The organism is Neobacillus sp. MER 74 (genome assembly GCF_023714155.1).
On the sequence record NZ_JAMAUV010000041.1, the window covers coordinates 1 to 16,409 of the forward strand.

At 36.2% G+C, this 16,409-nt stretch carries 11 protein-coding genes and 1 pseudogene; 2 read left to right on the forward strand and 10 right to left on the reverse strand.

Features of this window, described 5'->3' with window-relative positions:
- Nucleotides 1-756: 756 nt before the first annotated feature.
- The 10 genes and pseudogenes from M3610_RS26810 to M3610_RS26850 form a co-directional block, all read right to left on the reverse strand.
- Nucleotides 757-2,526 carry a DUF262 domain-containing protein gene (locus tag M3610_RS26810; protein WP_251463532.1) on the reverse strand — a complete coding sequence of 590 codons (1,770 nt, stop codon included), beginning with the start codon at nt 2,524-2,526 and terminating at the stop codon, nt 757-759.
- 111 nt (nt 2,527-2,637) lie between these two features.
- Nucleotides 2,638-2,871 (reverse strand): annotated as a pseudogene (locus M3610_RS28675) (HTH-like domain-containing protein).
- Nucleotides 2,872-3,436: 565 nt separating this feature from the next.
- Nucleotides 3,437-6,061: a DEAD/DEAH box helicase gene (locus M3610_RS26815; RefSeq protein ID WP_251463533.1), complete on the reverse strand. Its 2,625-nt coding sequence runs from the start codon at nt 6,059-6,061 to the stop codon at nt 3,437-3,439.
- On the reverse strand, nt 6,009-7,283 hold the full coding sequence (locus M3610_RS26820) for a hypothetical protein (protein WP_251463534.1): 1,275 nt from the start codon (nt 7,281-7,283) through the stop codon (nt 6,009-6,011). The genes M3610_RS26815 and M3610_RS26820 overlap by 53 nt, the downstream gene beginning before the upstream one ends.
- A complete protein-coding gene (locus M3610_RS26825; protein WP_251463535.1) occupies nt 7,280-7,951 on the reverse strand; it encodes an OmpA/MotB family protein in 672 nt (223 codons plus the stop codon). Before M3610_RS26825 ends, M3610_RS26820 begins: the two co-directional genes overlap by 4 nt.
- Nucleotides 7,948-9,894: a MotA/TolQ/ExbB proton channel family protein gene (locus M3610_RS26830; RefSeq protein ID WP_251463536.1), complete on the reverse strand. Its 1,947-nt coding sequence runs from the start codon at nt 9,892-9,894 to the stop codon at nt 7,948-7,950. The genes M3610_RS26825 and M3610_RS26830 overlap by 4 nt, the downstream gene beginning before the upstream one ends.
- Before the next feature lie 337 nt (nt 9,895-10,231).
- The gene (locus M3610_RS26835; RefSeq protein WP_251463537.1) at nt 10,232-10,690 is read right to left on the reverse strand and encodes a hypothetical protein; all 459 of its coding nucleotides are present in this window, start codon (nt 10,688-10,690) and stop codon (nt 10,232-10,234) included.
- A 162-nt stretch (nt 10,691-10,852) separates the two neighbouring features.
- A complete protein-coding gene (locus tag M3610_RS26840) occupies nt 10,853-11,041 on the reverse strand; it encodes an antitoxin VbhA family protein (RefSeq protein WP_251463538.1) in 189 nt (62 codons plus the stop codon).
- A 171-nt stretch (nt 11,042-11,212) separates the two neighbouring features.
- Nucleotides 11,213-11,608, reverse strand: coding sequence for a DUF1801 domain-containing protein (locus tag M3610_RS26845; protein WP_251463539.1), 396 nt, complete (start codon nt 11,606-11,608; stop codon nt 11,213-11,215).
- Between the two features lie 303 nt (nt 11,609-11,911).
- Complete coding sequence (locus tag M3610_RS26850; RefSeq protein WP_251463540.1) at nt 11,912-12,256, reverse strand: hypothetical protein; 345 nt, start codon at nt 12,254-12,256, stop codon at nt 11,912-11,914.
- A gap of 151 nt (nt 12,257-12,407) precedes the next feature.
- Here M3610_RS26850 and M3610_RS26855 point away from each other — a divergent pair, with 151 nt between their 5' ends.
- Together M3610_RS26855 and katG are read left to right on the forward strand one after the other, a co-directional pair.
- On the forward strand, nt 12,408-13,046 hold the full coding sequence (locus M3610_RS26855) for a hypothetical protein (protein ID WP_251463541.1): 639 nt from the start codon (nt 12,408-12,410) through the stop codon (nt 13,044-13,046).
- 930 nt (nt 13,047-13,976) lie between these two features.
- Nucleotides 13,977-16,193 (forward strand): catalase/peroxidase HPI, encoded by a 2,217-nt coding sequence (gene katG / locus M3610_RS26860; RefSeq protein WP_251463542.1) that lies wholly within the window; start codon nt 13,977-13,979, stop codon nt 16,191-16,193.
- Nucleotides 16,194-16,409 lie beyond the last annotated feature (216 nt).

Genomic DNA, 16,409 nt, shown 5'->3' on the forward strand with positions numbered 1-16,409 from the left:
CAAAAATGATTAAGGCAGAATGCAGAATAAATATGAAATAAGCCGTAATTCGATTAAAAAAATCGGAATTTACGGCTATTTGAAATGCGTACCGGAAGGTACGTCTTTTTTATAATTCGGGCTTACATAATTTATTTCAACAAAGCTTATTCGCCTTTGGTTTATTATGTATTCCTCCTTAGAGGTATCAAGTTGTCTTTCTATATCTCTTATGTAACGTTGATAGCTAGCAACCTTAATATCCATGTCAGCACTGTATTCTTTAATTAAATCTATCTTTACAGATACCCCAACAATCAATCCTTTAATAAACGAAAAAATTTCGTTTATTCAAGCCATTTCTGTCCTCCCAAAAATATTCTGTTAATATAGGTACTATTACACATTTTACACCTTTTGTTAGATATTTGGATATAAGAAATTATTTCAATATACCCATAAATAATAAATGTAAATACTAAAACGCTTTCTTTTTGTCGTACTTAAATTAAGTGCATCTAGTAAAACGACTGTCTAAAAAAATATGATAATATGAAAGCATAATAAACGGAATTCTTACTTTGCTCTGATTGCCTATGATAAAATTTCACTAGATTGTGTAAATTTTCTCGTGACAGGAAAAATGGACTTTTATAACTCATCAAAATAGGAACCAATAATGCAAAAAGAAGCTGCCCATCAATTCGAGCAGCTCATTAAATAACCTATGTAAATGATGAAAAAGCCATGTGAATAAGGTTAAATCAACTTATTTTCTTAAATTAAACCTTTTCTCTTTAACTCTTCAATCATCTTTAATTCTTCAGCCGTTGGAATTGGAGATTGTACTTCTTGAACTGGAAAGTCAGATTGATTTAATCCCCAATCATTTAGTATGATTAACAACTCGTCAGAAATCCGAATATCTCTTTCTCGAATTTCATTAAGGCCCCAATCATTATGTTGGTTAGAAAGGTCAAGTAATATCTGTACTTTTGATTTTTTATAACTTTCTTGTTTCTTTTTAAAGTATCCATTACTGGCAATAATGTTCAGCTTTTTCTCAAACGGAATCTTATTCCCTATATGTTCAACTAACTCTTTTACTTCTCCATCAGAATTGCTTGGAAAATAACTTGATTGCCATTTCTGTGGAAGAATATGCTCTATTTCCCACTTCTCAGGTAGAAGTTCCTCTTGGCTTTGATAAGCAAGAATCTTCAATATCATACGAACAGTATTACGGTGAGCCGTCTTAATCTTCCCTTTTAATTCCTGTTCATCTACTGCAGCAAAATCAAATGTTGGCATAGGCGATCTAATAATTTCAGAGTTTAAATTCAAGATACCTCGCTTTACAGCATTAATAGTTGGCGTTACTATATACCGCGCCGCTAAAACTGCGAGTAGTTTCTTGAGAAATTTCAAGAATAGTTCTTCAAAAGCTTGCGAACCATGATATTTCAGATAGTAGATGACTACTGGATACTTCCAAAATTCATTTGGATAAGAAGATAACCCATCAAGTACCTTTTTTATTTCAATATTTTTCGACCAGTCTTCATCTTCGATTTCTATACGATTATTTACCACGAGCCATAAGTTAAGCACCGTATTTAGGTTGTTCATCACGTCCTTCTTATATAATTGCTCAAAGTTATTCCTTGAGTAGTATTTCCTTATCCCTGGTGTCGTTGTATTTCTATCGTTTTCTAACGCTCTCAAATAAAACATATAATAATAAAACAATTTTTGAATACTTTCATTCGCATTTGTAGCTGCATCATCAAGTTGTTGCCACTGTTCAATAAAAACTGCCTTCCCTTTAGTATCCAAATAATTATAGATCTTTGCTTTAAAAATATCTGCATCGGATAAAGCTAGTCCTCTATCATTAAGAGTTGAGAAGATTGTTAACGCAGTATCTTGTGAATCTGCGGTAATTGGTAATAAAATCGCTTTGTTCAAAACATTTCGGATAAACCAGAAAAACAACTCTGGCTCATTCGATGCATACTTCTCTATTAGCTCTGTAAATAATTTGTAGTTTAACGAATAGTTATCTTTCGCACCTTCTTCAATGGTGCCACTGATAAGAATGTTAGCGAAGGTTTTGTTTCCTTCATCCCCCATCACCCTGGATTCAATAAGTGTTTTTTCGTAATCAACCTCAGCAGTTAATTCATCCTGTTCCCACAATGCCGATTCAATTTGCCTCTTAAAATTTTTCACCTCTTTTGTTTCTGTCATTGAATTAAGCTTTGAGTAAAGTGCTCGAAGCAATAAAAACAAAGAAGTGATGCGCTGTTGACCGTCTATAATTTCCTGTTCATTGTTCTCATTTTCGTAGGAAACAATCGTTCCCAGAAAATAAGTACTCTCATTATCATTTTCCGTGTACTCTACTAAATCATCAAAGAGCGTTTGAATTTGTTCGTCAGACCAAGCATATGGACGTTGATACTCAGGGATAATGAATTTATTAACTTTGCCTGTTTCTAATAACTGTTTGACACTCTGTTTGTTCACTTCGATTGTCGTAGCCATTGTCTCTACTCCCTTCTGTAGCTTGTTATTTTGAATAGCTATTCTTTGATTATCAATGTTCTTATTGACATTACTTTCGATAGAGTTTTCACGAATTTGTGGACACCTTCATCATTCATGCTCCCTTGGCAGTACATACTTAGTCAACTTAATTCCATTACTCACTTCAGTTGCATATGACGGTTTTATTCCTGATAAACGAACAATCTCAGTAGCTTAAAAATTATTTCTCAATATACACTCTGCATATTTTACCCCAAATAAATGAACTTTTGCTACTCGATCGCCCTCTGGAGCATTGGAGTACATTTCATTCAATATCCTAGCTAAATCATTTAGATTCATCTTAAGCAGCTCTCCCTTTTCATGAATTTTATAGTACTTTTTTCGCTATATGAACAACAAATCCCTTCAAGGACATTTTAAAGCATACTAAAAAAGGAGAAGAGTAATCATCAGCAGAAAAATTCTCTTCCCCCTTGGTTGTCATGCTTTAAACTTCTTTTTTATAAAAAAACAGCGTATTTTCATATGGTACAGTTTCCCGTAATTAATTCTAAACAACACCTCCACAATGGAAATTGGATATTTTTAAGAACCTAGGATCGACGTGTTATAAACCCGGCTTTTCTTATTTGCTACTTCAAGTCTATGCCCTGGTGCTGTGTTAGCAACAAGTTGGGAACAAAGCTGGTGCTGACTATCGATTCTTTTTTCAAGAAAATTCGGGTGAAATTCTATCAGATTATAGAACGGACTACCCTGAAAAGTTAAATTTGATTTCGAAAATGGAAGAATTTTATTATGATATAAGTCAAGTCCTCCAAATGAATTCACTGTTATTCTGCCTAACTTTGTTCGGTTAGACCTTGAATTTAATCAATTCTTATTTAAATCTGTTTAAAATGAATTAATTTACAACTTTCTGTACTGCTAATTTCTCTACCAGTTCTTTTTGTAGATCACTCATATTAAATGGAACAATGACATTTTCAGCTAACTCTCGTTTCCTTTCAAGTAACTCATGCATGAGTTCTTCTACTGTTCCTTGTGGAAAATTAGCTAGATCAGTTGTAATAATCTGATAGACATTGACATCTTTTTGTTGTCCTATACGGTAAACACGGTCAGTTGCTTGGTTTTCGACTGCTGGGTTCCACCATCTTGTGTAATGAACCACATGGTTTGCACTAGTAATGGTTAAACCAACCCCAGCAGCTTTTTGCGAAAGAATCATAATGCCAAAACCCGATGTGTTGTTAAACATATTAACAACAGATTGGCGATTTTTCGTTTCACCGTCAATAATTGGCACCGATATTCCATACCTTTGCATGAATAGGCGTTTTAATATGGAGTGCAGCTTTCTAAATTCAGTAAAGATGAGGATTTTTTCATTTTTACCTTTTACTTTCTCAACTATTTCTAGTAACTTTTCAAGTTTTGGTACTTCGTTTGCTGGTAAGGTTTCATATTGGGGTATGATGACACCGGGATGTCCATACAATTGTCTTAATCTCATTAACATATTGAGTATGGCAACTTGACCGGTTTCTTTTGTCTGGAGCATTGATGACGCAATAGAATGCTGTGTTTTGGATGCCTCAACCCTCAATACCTTATCAGCATATTTTTTAGGTAGTCGGTCATCTAGAACGTCTTTTTTTGTTCTTCTTAAGTAAAACGGACGAATCTTTTCCAATAGTCCGTCGTAATCATTTGTTTGAATAAATGTTCTTCGGAATTCTTTTAATGACCCTAACTCACCTGGATGAACAAAGTCCATAATTGACCATAATTCTTCTAAACTGTTTTCAACTGGTGTACCTGTCATCGCTAATCGGAAATCGGATTGCATCGCTCGCAATGCCCGTGACCGCTGACTACTGTGTGATTTTGCATTTTGAGCTTCATCACATATGATGGACCGGAATTTTATTTTTCCCAACAGCAATTGATCAATTTTCAAAGTATCATAACTTGTAAATACAAGCTCATGCCGCGCAATCATTTCTGAGGATTTTAATCTGCTGCCACCCTTGTGGACATACATACTTCCAGCCAAGGCTGGTGCGAATTTGTGTATCTCTTCTATCCAGTTTTCAATTAATGCAATCGGTAATACCACTAAAGTGGGTTTCAGCATTTGTTTTTCCTTTTGATGCAGTAAGAAGGTAATTACTTCTATAGTTTTACCTAATCCCATATCATCCGCTAACAAACCGCCTATCCCCTGTTTTTCTAAATGACAAAGCCACTGAAATCCTTCTAATTGATGTTCATATAAGTCTGCTTTTAGTGTAGACGGAATCGGATAAGAATGAATAGATGTTTCTTTATTACGATCAATAACAAAATCTAGTTCGTCTTCATTGTCTTTGATATCAAGAGCAAAGTGCTGCTTCATTTTATTTTCTTCATCTGTCGGTAATTCTAATAATCTCTTCCTTAATGTTGGATCAAGATAGATCCATTTACCCTCATATTCCACATATTGCTGATTAGGATGTTTTTCCATTAATTCAATTAAAAAGTCGGGGTCATAACCAGCAACTTGTTCACCATCATCATTAAACCACATGAACCCAGTACCTTCGGTAAAGCGTGGGCGCACTTTTTCAATAGGTATTAACCCCCGAACTCTTTCTGAAAAGGATTCCAGGTCAATTAAATAGTCATGTTCAGGAAGGACGGCTGAAGGATTTTCTAGAAAAATCGGCACTTCTTCACCTGATATATGTCTTTTTGTAAATATTTGCTGAAGATCTTCATTTACCTGAATTGTTTTGACAAATCTCTCTCGTTTAATACCGTCCTTCACACTGCTAACTATTGATGGTTGATTAAGGTGTTCTGTTTCATGTGAAGACATTCCTTTTGCCACTAGTTCGATATGGTTGGGGTTATGAATCTTAATATCTAAATCATATTGATCTACTACATGATAGGATTCTTTTTCAAGGAAATTCTCAAGTCTAATTCCGGCTGCTTTTGCGAGATTCTGACAAACCCCAACTTTTTGATAGCCATTTTCATATTGATCATTAACCGCCTTTTTAAGGGAATAAATCGATTCAGAGAATAAATATAGTTCACTATCCTTCTGAAAGAGTGCACCAGATTGTTTTCCTATCCTATCAAGGATTTTCCCCTCTGAATTTCTTAATTCAAGTTTTAAATCCGCTTCTTGGGGAAGAGATTTTAGTAATAGTTCACCATTTACCTTCATCTCATTAATTGGCAGACCTAATAGTTGAAGTATATCTGCACCGTTTTCTTCATTAATAATCTGATAATAATCTTCGTATTTTAGAAGGCTATTATCTAATAATCCACTTTCATAGAGTTCTTCCCATGCAACATAATGAAGGAAACCTGGTACTTTATATAATTCTTCAATTTGTGCCTTAATTAAAGGAAGAGAAAGGGGAGTAGTCCCTTTCCCTTCTACTAAATGTAATTTTATTTCCACTCCTGATTCCTTAGGAGTCAATAAAACCTTCATCTCTTTCTGCTTCTTTTTGAAGAAGAGCATGCTCATCTACCTCCCAACCTAGGTACGAACGAAGCCAATGATCAAATTTAAATTGCCAATCACCTGTGTGAGTTAACCAACCACCCTTAATTGTCCGATATTTGTCCATTAGTTCACTTCGTTTTACTTCTCTTGGTACGTAATAGGAATTTTGATATTTTTCCTTCTCAGCTAACATGGTGTCAATCTTCTTTTGGAAATACCGATGAAAATCAGACGCTTTATACACATAAACAGCTCCGGTACCTAATACTTCCATGACGACAACATCTGGAAAATACATAATCATTGTAGTTCGATTGTCCGTTACAACGACATCTTCTAAATTGACGATAAACTTCTTCCAATATTTATAGCGTTCATGGTTTGTATTGACGTTTCCGAAGAAATCTTTGATTTCCATTTTTAAAATCCAATTCGCAAATCGTTTTCTTTCTTCCTCTCCAACCTTGTTCCATAACATTGGCTTACGTCTATATGTCTTTAACCTCTCATAAATAAACTTTCCAAGATCTCTAACATTATTTAGCTTACAATTCTTAATTAAGCCCTCTGCCATTTTTTGTTGTTCTTCATTAGTCGCCAATTTAAAGTATTTTTTGTATAAGCTTTTCTCCTCGGCAAAGAAGGATTCATCTGCAAACGAAAAGACTTCCATGAGAACTAGACGATAGAGTGGGAAATTATCCGTTAAGTAAAAACTCTCCAACTCTTGTAAGAAGTCATTCTTACTTTCATAGGCCCGAACCGCCAGATGATGGACAGGTTCCTTACTGTTCAAAAACGATTTCCATTTACTTGCTTCTTCTTCCCTCAATCTATTTTGCAGTTTCTCTTCATGCATTTCATAAGAAAATTTAACTAGTTTCCAAAGTTCATCCATGTCACAGGACTGATAAAGAGAATCTACTAATACTCTAAATAGCCTCTTTTCACTTTTAGCGTTTGTTTGAATCACTTGAAGCAGATTGTCCTTTATTTCAGGCTTCAAATTTTGGTCATAGAGATTAGGCAACAATAATTTCTGTCTCCTAGATAATCCATTGGCCCAATTTGAAAAACTGTCTATTGGAAAGTGCTTAACAACCTTAAAGTTCTCTTTTAATAATTCTAATTCACCTTTATATTTTGTGTTCATATTTTCAATGGAGGTGCTTATTTTTATCCCACGATTATCTCTTACCCACGTATTTAGCATTGTCGGTTGGTATTCGTATTTCATTCCTCCACCAACTCTTGGATGGCTTTAATTGCTTCATCATCTTTCAAACGGAATAAAAATTCAACTCTCCGAGAACGGTCAGGATCATATTCACCTTTCTTGTTCTTCAATGGCTGATTAAAACTACGTCCGTTAGCGGTTATATAACTCTGTGATAATTTTTTTACAGGAAAAGGAGGAATTTCCTTACTATAAATATAGTCCAATACAGAAAAAGCGCGGTCTTGCGAAAGCCTCATATTATGAATATACGTCCCCTGTTTGTCTGTATGACCTTCAATAATAATTGAAGATATTTCATTCCTAAATCGTGGTTGGAGCAGAATGTCCAAGTATTTAGGAATAAATGCATTCAAGAATTGTTTCCCTTTTGGAGAAATTTCAGATGAATCCTTTGAAAAAAGCACGCTTCCTGGGAATCGAATCGCCCCCGTCTGCTGATCGATTTCAATAGACATATTGGATTCTTTAAATTGTTCTGTTAAGGCTTTAATTATTTCGGTTTTCACCGAGACTACCTGCTTGATTTCTTTTTCCTTTTTATCAAGAAGTTCCTTATAATCTAAAATAACCAAAGTCAAAAGAAGTGCGAATACCATTAGCATCGCACTCATTAAATCTGCATAGGACATCCAGTAGTTTACTTCTTCTCTTTTCCTTTTTCTCATTTGACATTCACAGCTTTCGTTTTACTCATTTCTTCTGTTAAGTCCTCTAAAGTATCAACAAAATCCTTTTGTAAATCACTAAACTGGTAAACTAGCTGGCTGACTTGTTTCACTGCATTTGTTAATGTCTCATCAAAGTGCTGATATGTTTTTGATAAGCCATTATCAATATTCTCAGAGAAGTCTCTAACAGATATTTGGAGCGTTTCTCTCGTGATTTCAAATTGGTCTCTAGTCGTATTCCAATTAGATTTCATGGCATCTAGCTGATCCCTCATGTCACTCATATAGCTCTTGGTTGTTGATAGTGCATCCTCTACGACTTCATTTGTTTGTTGTTTCATTTCAACAAGTTCCGGTAGCAAATCATTTTGTAATTGCTGCATCGTCGTAAGCTGCTCTTTTAGGTGGTTGATATTACCTACTACATCCTTTAGTTCGGGAGCAATTGGCGTTAAATATTGGACAACCCCTTTTACATTTTGAAGAAGTGTATCAGATTCCTTCAACATATTTGTCTGGATTGTCAAAGAATCACTAAATTTGTTGGTCATTTGTTGGAATGTCGAGGTTAAACCTTTAGAAATGGTTAACACTTCTTCCAATAAGCCTTCATATTTTCTTTCTACATTTTCATTGAATTCGATAAACCTCTCAGTTAATCCGTCATATTTATCAGCAAGTGATTGATTGCTTCTCATGACTTCGTGCTGAACAGGAAGCTGATCTTGGGTCAACTGTTGAATATTTTGGAACGTTTTAGATAAATCTCCCATAAAATTCGAGGCTTCAGCATAGCTGCTGCGCATTTGATTCATTTCTGCTGTCATTTGTTCAAATGTTTCAAACAGTCGTTCAGTCCGCTCTATGGTGGTTGACTGACTATTTTGGGTTGAGGCAAAACTATCAACAACTTGGTTTATCGTTTGAACCATTTGGGTTTGTAAAATTTGAGAATCTTTGATTAACGCACTATAATCTGAAATAGATTCCTGTGTTCCCCCGGTTATCTGTTCAACTAACCTATCGGAAATATCATGACTATTCGTTTTTGTTAATTCCAGTTGGTTTTCTAATAGTTTGGATTGGTTTTCTACACCTGACTGTAATTTTGAAAATTGATCATGTAATTGTGTAAATGCTTGACTCACATTCCCATTTGATTCACGAATCGTCATGACAACGGGCTGCATAACTCTCTCTAAGGCATCTGTTAGTAACGTTTTAAGATGGGCTGATTGATCCCTTGTGATTTTTTCGAGACGATTTAAAAATAATTCCTCGTCATCCGTGCTCAAAAGATAATCCATTTTTTCCGAGTGCCAATCAATATTCCTGTCTAATTGTCCACTTATGAGACGATCTATCAAAGTCCAAAAAAGCGATAGGGTAACACCCCATACAGAAGTATAGAAAGCAACTTTCATCCCATTCAATAATCCTCCAATACCTGTGCGCAATGCTTCGGTACTGCCAATTTGCAGGTCAGATAATCCCATGGATAATCCAATAAATGTACCTAATACACCTATACTTACACTAATTCCCGCACCCACATCCATTAGTGAACGATATCCCATATGGTAATGCATAATGTCAAAACCAAAAAAAGGTTCAACATTGATCCGTTCGTCCTCTTTCTTTTCTGAGACACGATTATAATAACGTTCCCAAAGCATCTTATATCTAGATTTCTTTATCTTTGAGAATAAATTATTTATTTGACGGTCTATCTCGTAAGCTTCTGTATTAGAAGTTTTGTGAATAGAAATAAGTTCTGATTGTACCTTTTTCATAATAAAGATTTCTTTATAAATTCTAATTCCTTGTAATGAAAGTAATCCTGCAAAAAGGAGAAATTGAAAAAGTAGGAAGTAGCTTGTAAACTCACTAACGCCTAAATCATTCGCACTACTAAATAACTTTTCAAATATTGAATACAACCATAATCACCCATTCTATTAAAATATTATGTAACTATTGTAATACAAAAATGTTAATAAATGTCTCAAATATAAAAATAAAGACACGCTTAAATCAATTGTTTGTTTCCATTGGTAGATAATTATGTCAGAAAAACTGAATATTGCTGAATTCCATAATTGCTCGACTTCGTCTCGTTTCTTCAGTGGACATTGGATGTTGGCACGGGATAAATATTTAAATTTCGTGAACAATTGCCAATATAAAAAAGTTGCCTGACCCCAATACGATAATGCATTACCGTATTGAGGGTTAGGCCACAGAATTTGAGTGTCTACTCTATCGGGTCCATAATATCTACACTGTTATTTCTTTAAATACAAACTTCCGATACAGCAAATATACAATCAAACAGTTAAATAGGAATAACGTAATTTCTATCTTAAATCCATGGAACCTATAGTTTATAAAATCTGGCGCGAAAAGCATACAAATTCCTAGCTGGACAAAATAATAAAGGATAAACACGATGGCAGCTCTTGCTATTTGCCAGGATACCGCATCATCTTTTGATTCGATCTTCCCCCACTCTTCTTCATAAAACTTATTAATAGCGATAATTAAGCGGTCTTTCACCATTTTTGCAAGCAATCCACAAAATACAAATGAACCAACGTAAATAAAGATATTTTCCCGAATGAAATCCGGATTAGCCTCTATCAGCATCGTCATAAGAAAAACCAAACAACAAAAATAGATCAGCGCATTACGGACGATTTTCTCATAATCTATTAATTTATTTGAAAGTGACTTCATCAGCTACCTGCCTTTCACGAACCTATGTATAGAAATCGTTCATTGTAACAATGCCCGAAAAGTGCTGTTCACACGGCGGTTCATGACGTATACTATGCCGCGGTGTTCCCCAAAACAGTTTAAACAGTTCACATACCATATCCCACGGTGCAACTCCCATCTTTACATTTCCTTTTCTTTATTTGAAGTCATCCTCAATGCCTCAGCCATAAACTGTTCGTGCGTTATTTCCCCTTTTAATTTACGGTAAACGAGGTCACTCATTTCTTTTGTAACAATGTGTCCATCGACTGCTAATGAGGCGGCACTATTTTTCATCGCTTGTTTGATTTTTTGTTCCTTTTCGTTCAAATTTATCAACTTCCTCTAATTTTACTTTTAGGCACTCATTGAGTTTTTCCATATCCAAGTTAAAATCAAGCTCAGCTTAATGCTAACTTTTTTGGAAACACCCCTTCTTAAGCTTAGATTCTCTTAATTTTTAATTTAAATATTGATTTTTTCTACCTTCAAATGTAACTCCTATTTTTCGGCTAAATTGGACCAGGACTGTCGAATCAATTGTGCCAATTCATCACAATCTGCTTCCATTACAGTCCTTACTTTGATGTGACACATTCGTTTCCCAGTGCCTTCTAACAGTTTTCTCGGGTCATAAAGGTTTGCCCCGAAATAAAACCCCAGTCTAACATGGTTCCTTTGAGCTGAGATGTAACAGACCCACGTACCCGGAGATTCCGACAATTTGTAGTTGAGGGCATTATGATAAACAAATTCATATGTATCTGACATGTTTGCCTTAGAGACAGCTCGTAAGGTTTCAACTATATCCTTAATTTGAGTTGGGTAACTTTCAATAAGCTTGTCAAACGTTTGTACCTTGGCAGTGGTTAGGTCAGTCTCCTTTTCCTTGTCCATCCATGGAACCTCCCTATATACTTCTTGATATTAAGATTATAAATGTAATTCGGACATTCACATTTGACCAGGAACTTCAACAGACCAAATTATTACGTACTCCATCATCAAGAATTCCTCAAGGCTCTACCTCAAATGTCTGCTATCTAATTACATATTCCTATAACACTGTAATAGAGAATTTACGTTTTGTTAATTTAATTGGTTGCTCATAATGTAACAGACCAAATCAAAAACGATTTGGTCTGTTACTAGATATGTTTGTTTAGCTCTTCTGAATAAGAAAATACCCTAGGGTTATTATCACATAACATTTTCTTCTGTTCCTGGAATTTCATTTCCATCTTGATCCACTTGCACTCTAACTTTTTTTGTTTTCTTGAAACCTGGTACAACAGGAACCTCTTTTATTATTGTTTTTGGTTCCTTCATTTCAAATTCGGTTTTTCTATTGATTTTTAATTTCTTGTTTGGCAGGTCGATATCAAAATCAAAGTAACTATTGTCTTTAATTGGTGTTCCTGCCATCATTGCATTTTTCCTGTTCTGATAATCAATAAATTTAGCCCCTAAAAATGTTGCTGAAACCATACCCACACCAATTAATAATTTTCCGCCAATATCAAATTCTGTTTTCTGACTATCCATTACTCCATCTCCCCTTTGTTAAATAATACTTATCAAACATTTATCATTACTATCGTTGTGAATTTAGGTAACATCTGTTATAATAAATTATAACGAAATTCGTTGTAAAATTCAACAACTTTGTTGTAAAAAAAAATAAAGGATGAAGAAAATGGCTCGATATTCTGGAATACTTAAAGAATATATAGAAAAATCTAAACTAAGTCTAAGCCAGATAGAAACGGAGTTAAGAAAAAAAGGATTTAATAAAAACAAGTCCTATTTAAGTAATCTTCAGAATGGTAAGGTTGAACCACCATCATCCGAGGTTAATATAGCTTTAGCTGAAATTATTGGTGCCGACCCAATAAGGTTAATCCTAACTCCACTATTAGAATCAATGAAATCGATGATGCGGAATGAAAAAACTAATGAAGAAACATGGATAGAAGTCTTTACTGACCTCGTCATTGGTGTAATGTGTACTATGGCAGATGTTTTTAAGGATGAATATTACCAATATATTATTAAATATTTTGATGAATATTTAGGTGATACCTTTAATATGGAAGCTAAAGAAAATTTGATTAATTTCTTGAGCTATGAACAAATGAGAGAAGTTTACGACGAAATACCTAAAGAAGAACTTATGAAATCATTTATTCCTTTTGAACCACAAACAAATAATGAAAATAGCCAATTAGATGAACTAGATATAGTTTTATCAAGCGATGAAGAGCAATTTATTCTCGAATGTTTAAATATATATAGAAAAATGCATCTGAAACCTGACATCCATACGAAGAAATAATATGTTGATTCTCAATAACAAAAGCTACCTATAATATAGGTGGCTTTGTTTAAGACTCTTGCTTTTTGTATAAAAGTTTCTGAAAGGATATAAATTTATTGTGGATATTCTGAACACCCCCAAGTGCCGTACCGCATCTTTAATTGAATGATATTTTAATTCCAGTGGGCGGGGCATCTTCTATTGATCCAATTCTTCAACCCCAGTTTCGATGTATTGCGATAATACAAACTCCAAAAACTCTTTCATTTCTTACCTAATTAGATTTGTTAATATGCATTCTCACTGGGACATTTAGTTGTATCAATCAAGAAGATCTGACATATACGTTCCGACCTTCAATTTGGTCCTGTATTCCAGCCAAATAACATTATTTCTTTAATATAGGCCTTAATCGATTCCTCTTGTTCTCCCCTTAATGACATATTGCTTCATTACTTCCCAGCTCTCTTTCTATGAAAATATCGAGTACCTATTAATGCCTATATATGATCTTCTTCAGTGGACATAGCCTGCCAGCAAGCGATGAATATAAACATTCCGTGAACATATCTCCAAAATGATTTCTCTTAAGGTACTCATATAACTTGCCCACTAACAATATACTTCATTATAATGAGAATATAAAAACATCTTTTTCATCCATTTCTATTCTATCTTCCAATTATTCTTCTTAAATTTTACCTACATACACCTAGGAAACATCAGATTTTTGTACTCCATTTCAACAGCAGGATCCACCTTCTTGTTACTGTAAATTTTTTTAAACGACATTTTTCTGGACTTTTTATTTTTAGTAATTTATTATAACAACTAGATAATAATTATTACAAATACTATTTAATAATTATTATAATTAATGCGTCTAAGTTTTTTACTAGAAACATAATTATATATAAATAAATTTACATAAAAGGAGAGATAAGAAATATGGATGCTAAACAAAATGGAAACATCGAGGGCTGCCCGTTTCACGGCGGTGCGACTAGTGTCAAATCAAGTGGTACGACCAATCGGGAATGGTGGCCTAACGCGTTAAACCTGAATATACTCCGTCAGCATGACAGAAAATCAAACCCAATGGGTGAAGACTTTGATTATACAGAGGAATTTAAAAAGTTAGACTATCCTGCGCTGAAGCAAGATCTTCGTGATCTCATGACAACCAGTCAAGATTGGTGGCCAGCGGACTATGGCCATTATGGTCCTTTCTTTATCCGTATGTCATGGCACGCGGCCGGTACCTACCGTTCTGGGGATGGACGAGGCGGCGGCGGAACTGGCAACCAGCGTTTTGCACCGCTTAATAGTTGGCCTGACAATGCAAGCCTGGATAAGGCCCGACGACTCCTTTGGCCAATCAAGCAAAAGTATGGGAACAAGATTTCATGGGCCGACTTACTTGTACTAGCCGGTAATGTCGCGATTGAAGACATGGGTGGCCCGACAGTTGGTTTTGGAGCAGGACGTGCCGATATTTGGCATCCGGAAGAAGATATTTATTGGGGTACGGAAACGGAATGGCTTGGGGATAATCGTTATACAGGTGATCGTAACCTTGAGAATCCACTTGCGGCCGTTCAAATGGGGCTGATCTATGTAAACCCTGAAGGTCCAAATGGCAAACCAGATCCAGTTGCCAGTGCCAAGGACATTCGTGAAACCTTTGCCCGTATGGGAATGAACGATGAAGAAACCGTTGCTCTTATTGCCGGCGGTCACACATTCGGTAAGGCCCATGGTGCAGGTGATGCCTCTCATGTTGGTCGAGAGCCAGAAGCGGCTCCTATTGAAGCACAAGGCTTAGGCTGGATCAACTCCTACGGTTCCGGCAAAGGCCGTGACACAATCACGAGCGGTATTGAAGGTGCATGGACCGCGAACCCAACACAGTGGGATAATGGTTATTTTGAGCTATTATATGGCTATGAATGGTGGCTGACAAAGAGTCCTGCAGGGGCATGGCAGTGGCTGATTGTCGACCCTGCTGAAGAACATCTTGCCCCAGATGCCGAAGATGCATCGATTAAAGTGCCAACAATGATGACCACGGCTGATATGGCGTTACGTCATGATCCAATCTATGAGAAGATTGGTCGTCGTTTTTTCGAGAACCCGAATGAATTTGCCGATGCATTTGCCCGCGCTTGGTTCAAATTGTTACACCGTGACATGGGTCCTAAAGCCAGATATCTCGGTCCGGAAGTTCCAGAAGAAGATTTCATCTGGCAGGACCCTGTACCAGCTGGTAATTATGAGTTAACAGCTGCGGATATTGCCGAGCTGAAAGCAAAAATCTTAGACTCGGGATTAACTGTTAGCAAGCTAGTAACTACGGCTTGGGCTTCTGCCAGTACCTATCGCGGCTCTGACCATCGCGGTGGTGCCAATGGTGCCCGCATCCGTCTTGCTCCACAAAAGGATTGGGAAGTGAATCAACCGGAACAACTAGCACAAGTGCTTCAGGTACTGGAAGGCATTCAAAAGGAATTCGAAAAAGATGTAAGCTTGGCCGATTTGATTGTCCTTGGCGGTAGTGCCGCCATCGAGAAGGCAGCCAAAGAGGCAGGCTTTAATGTAACTGTTCCGTTTGCTCCTGGTCGCGGTGATGCGAGCCAAGAACAAACAGATGCCGAAAGCTTTGACGTGCTCGAGCCTGTTGCTGATGGTTTCCGAAACTATCAAAAGCAGCAGTTCAGTGTAAGTCCGGAAGAACTGCTCATTGATAAAGCTCAACTGTTAAACCTTACGGTACCGGAAATGACCGTTCTTATTGGTGGTCTGCGTGTACTGGGTACCAACTATGGCGGCACGGCACACGGCGTATTCACCAATTCAGTTGGCCAACTCACGAATGACTTCTTTGTGAACTTGCTTGATATGGGTGTGGCGTGGAAGCCTGTCGGAGCAAACGTTTATGAAGGACGAGATCGCAAAACAGGTGAAGTGAAACGGACAGCGACTCGAGTGGACCTTGTGTTTGGTTCAAACTCCGTTCTCCGTTCCATTGCAGAAGTGTATGCTCAAGATGATAACAAAGAGAAGTTTGTCCGTGACTTTATCGCGGCATGGGTGAAAGTGATGAATGCTGACCGCTTTGATTTGAAAGCCGTTGAACAGAAAAAAGCTCAATTTGCTGGTAAGTAAGCGAGAGGCATTATTGAACAGAATTCATATGCGGAGAATTTCCGGTTAATTATAAAAATGAGCGCTAAAAAGCTAAAATAGGCGGAGATATGAGACTGTCGATTAAGTTTGAGTTTTTTCCACTCCTACACCATATTTCACATACTTTATGGATTTTATTGGATTTTTTCACAAGCTTTTATTGTTTTTATGTATATTTGCCTGCCCAAGGCCTTC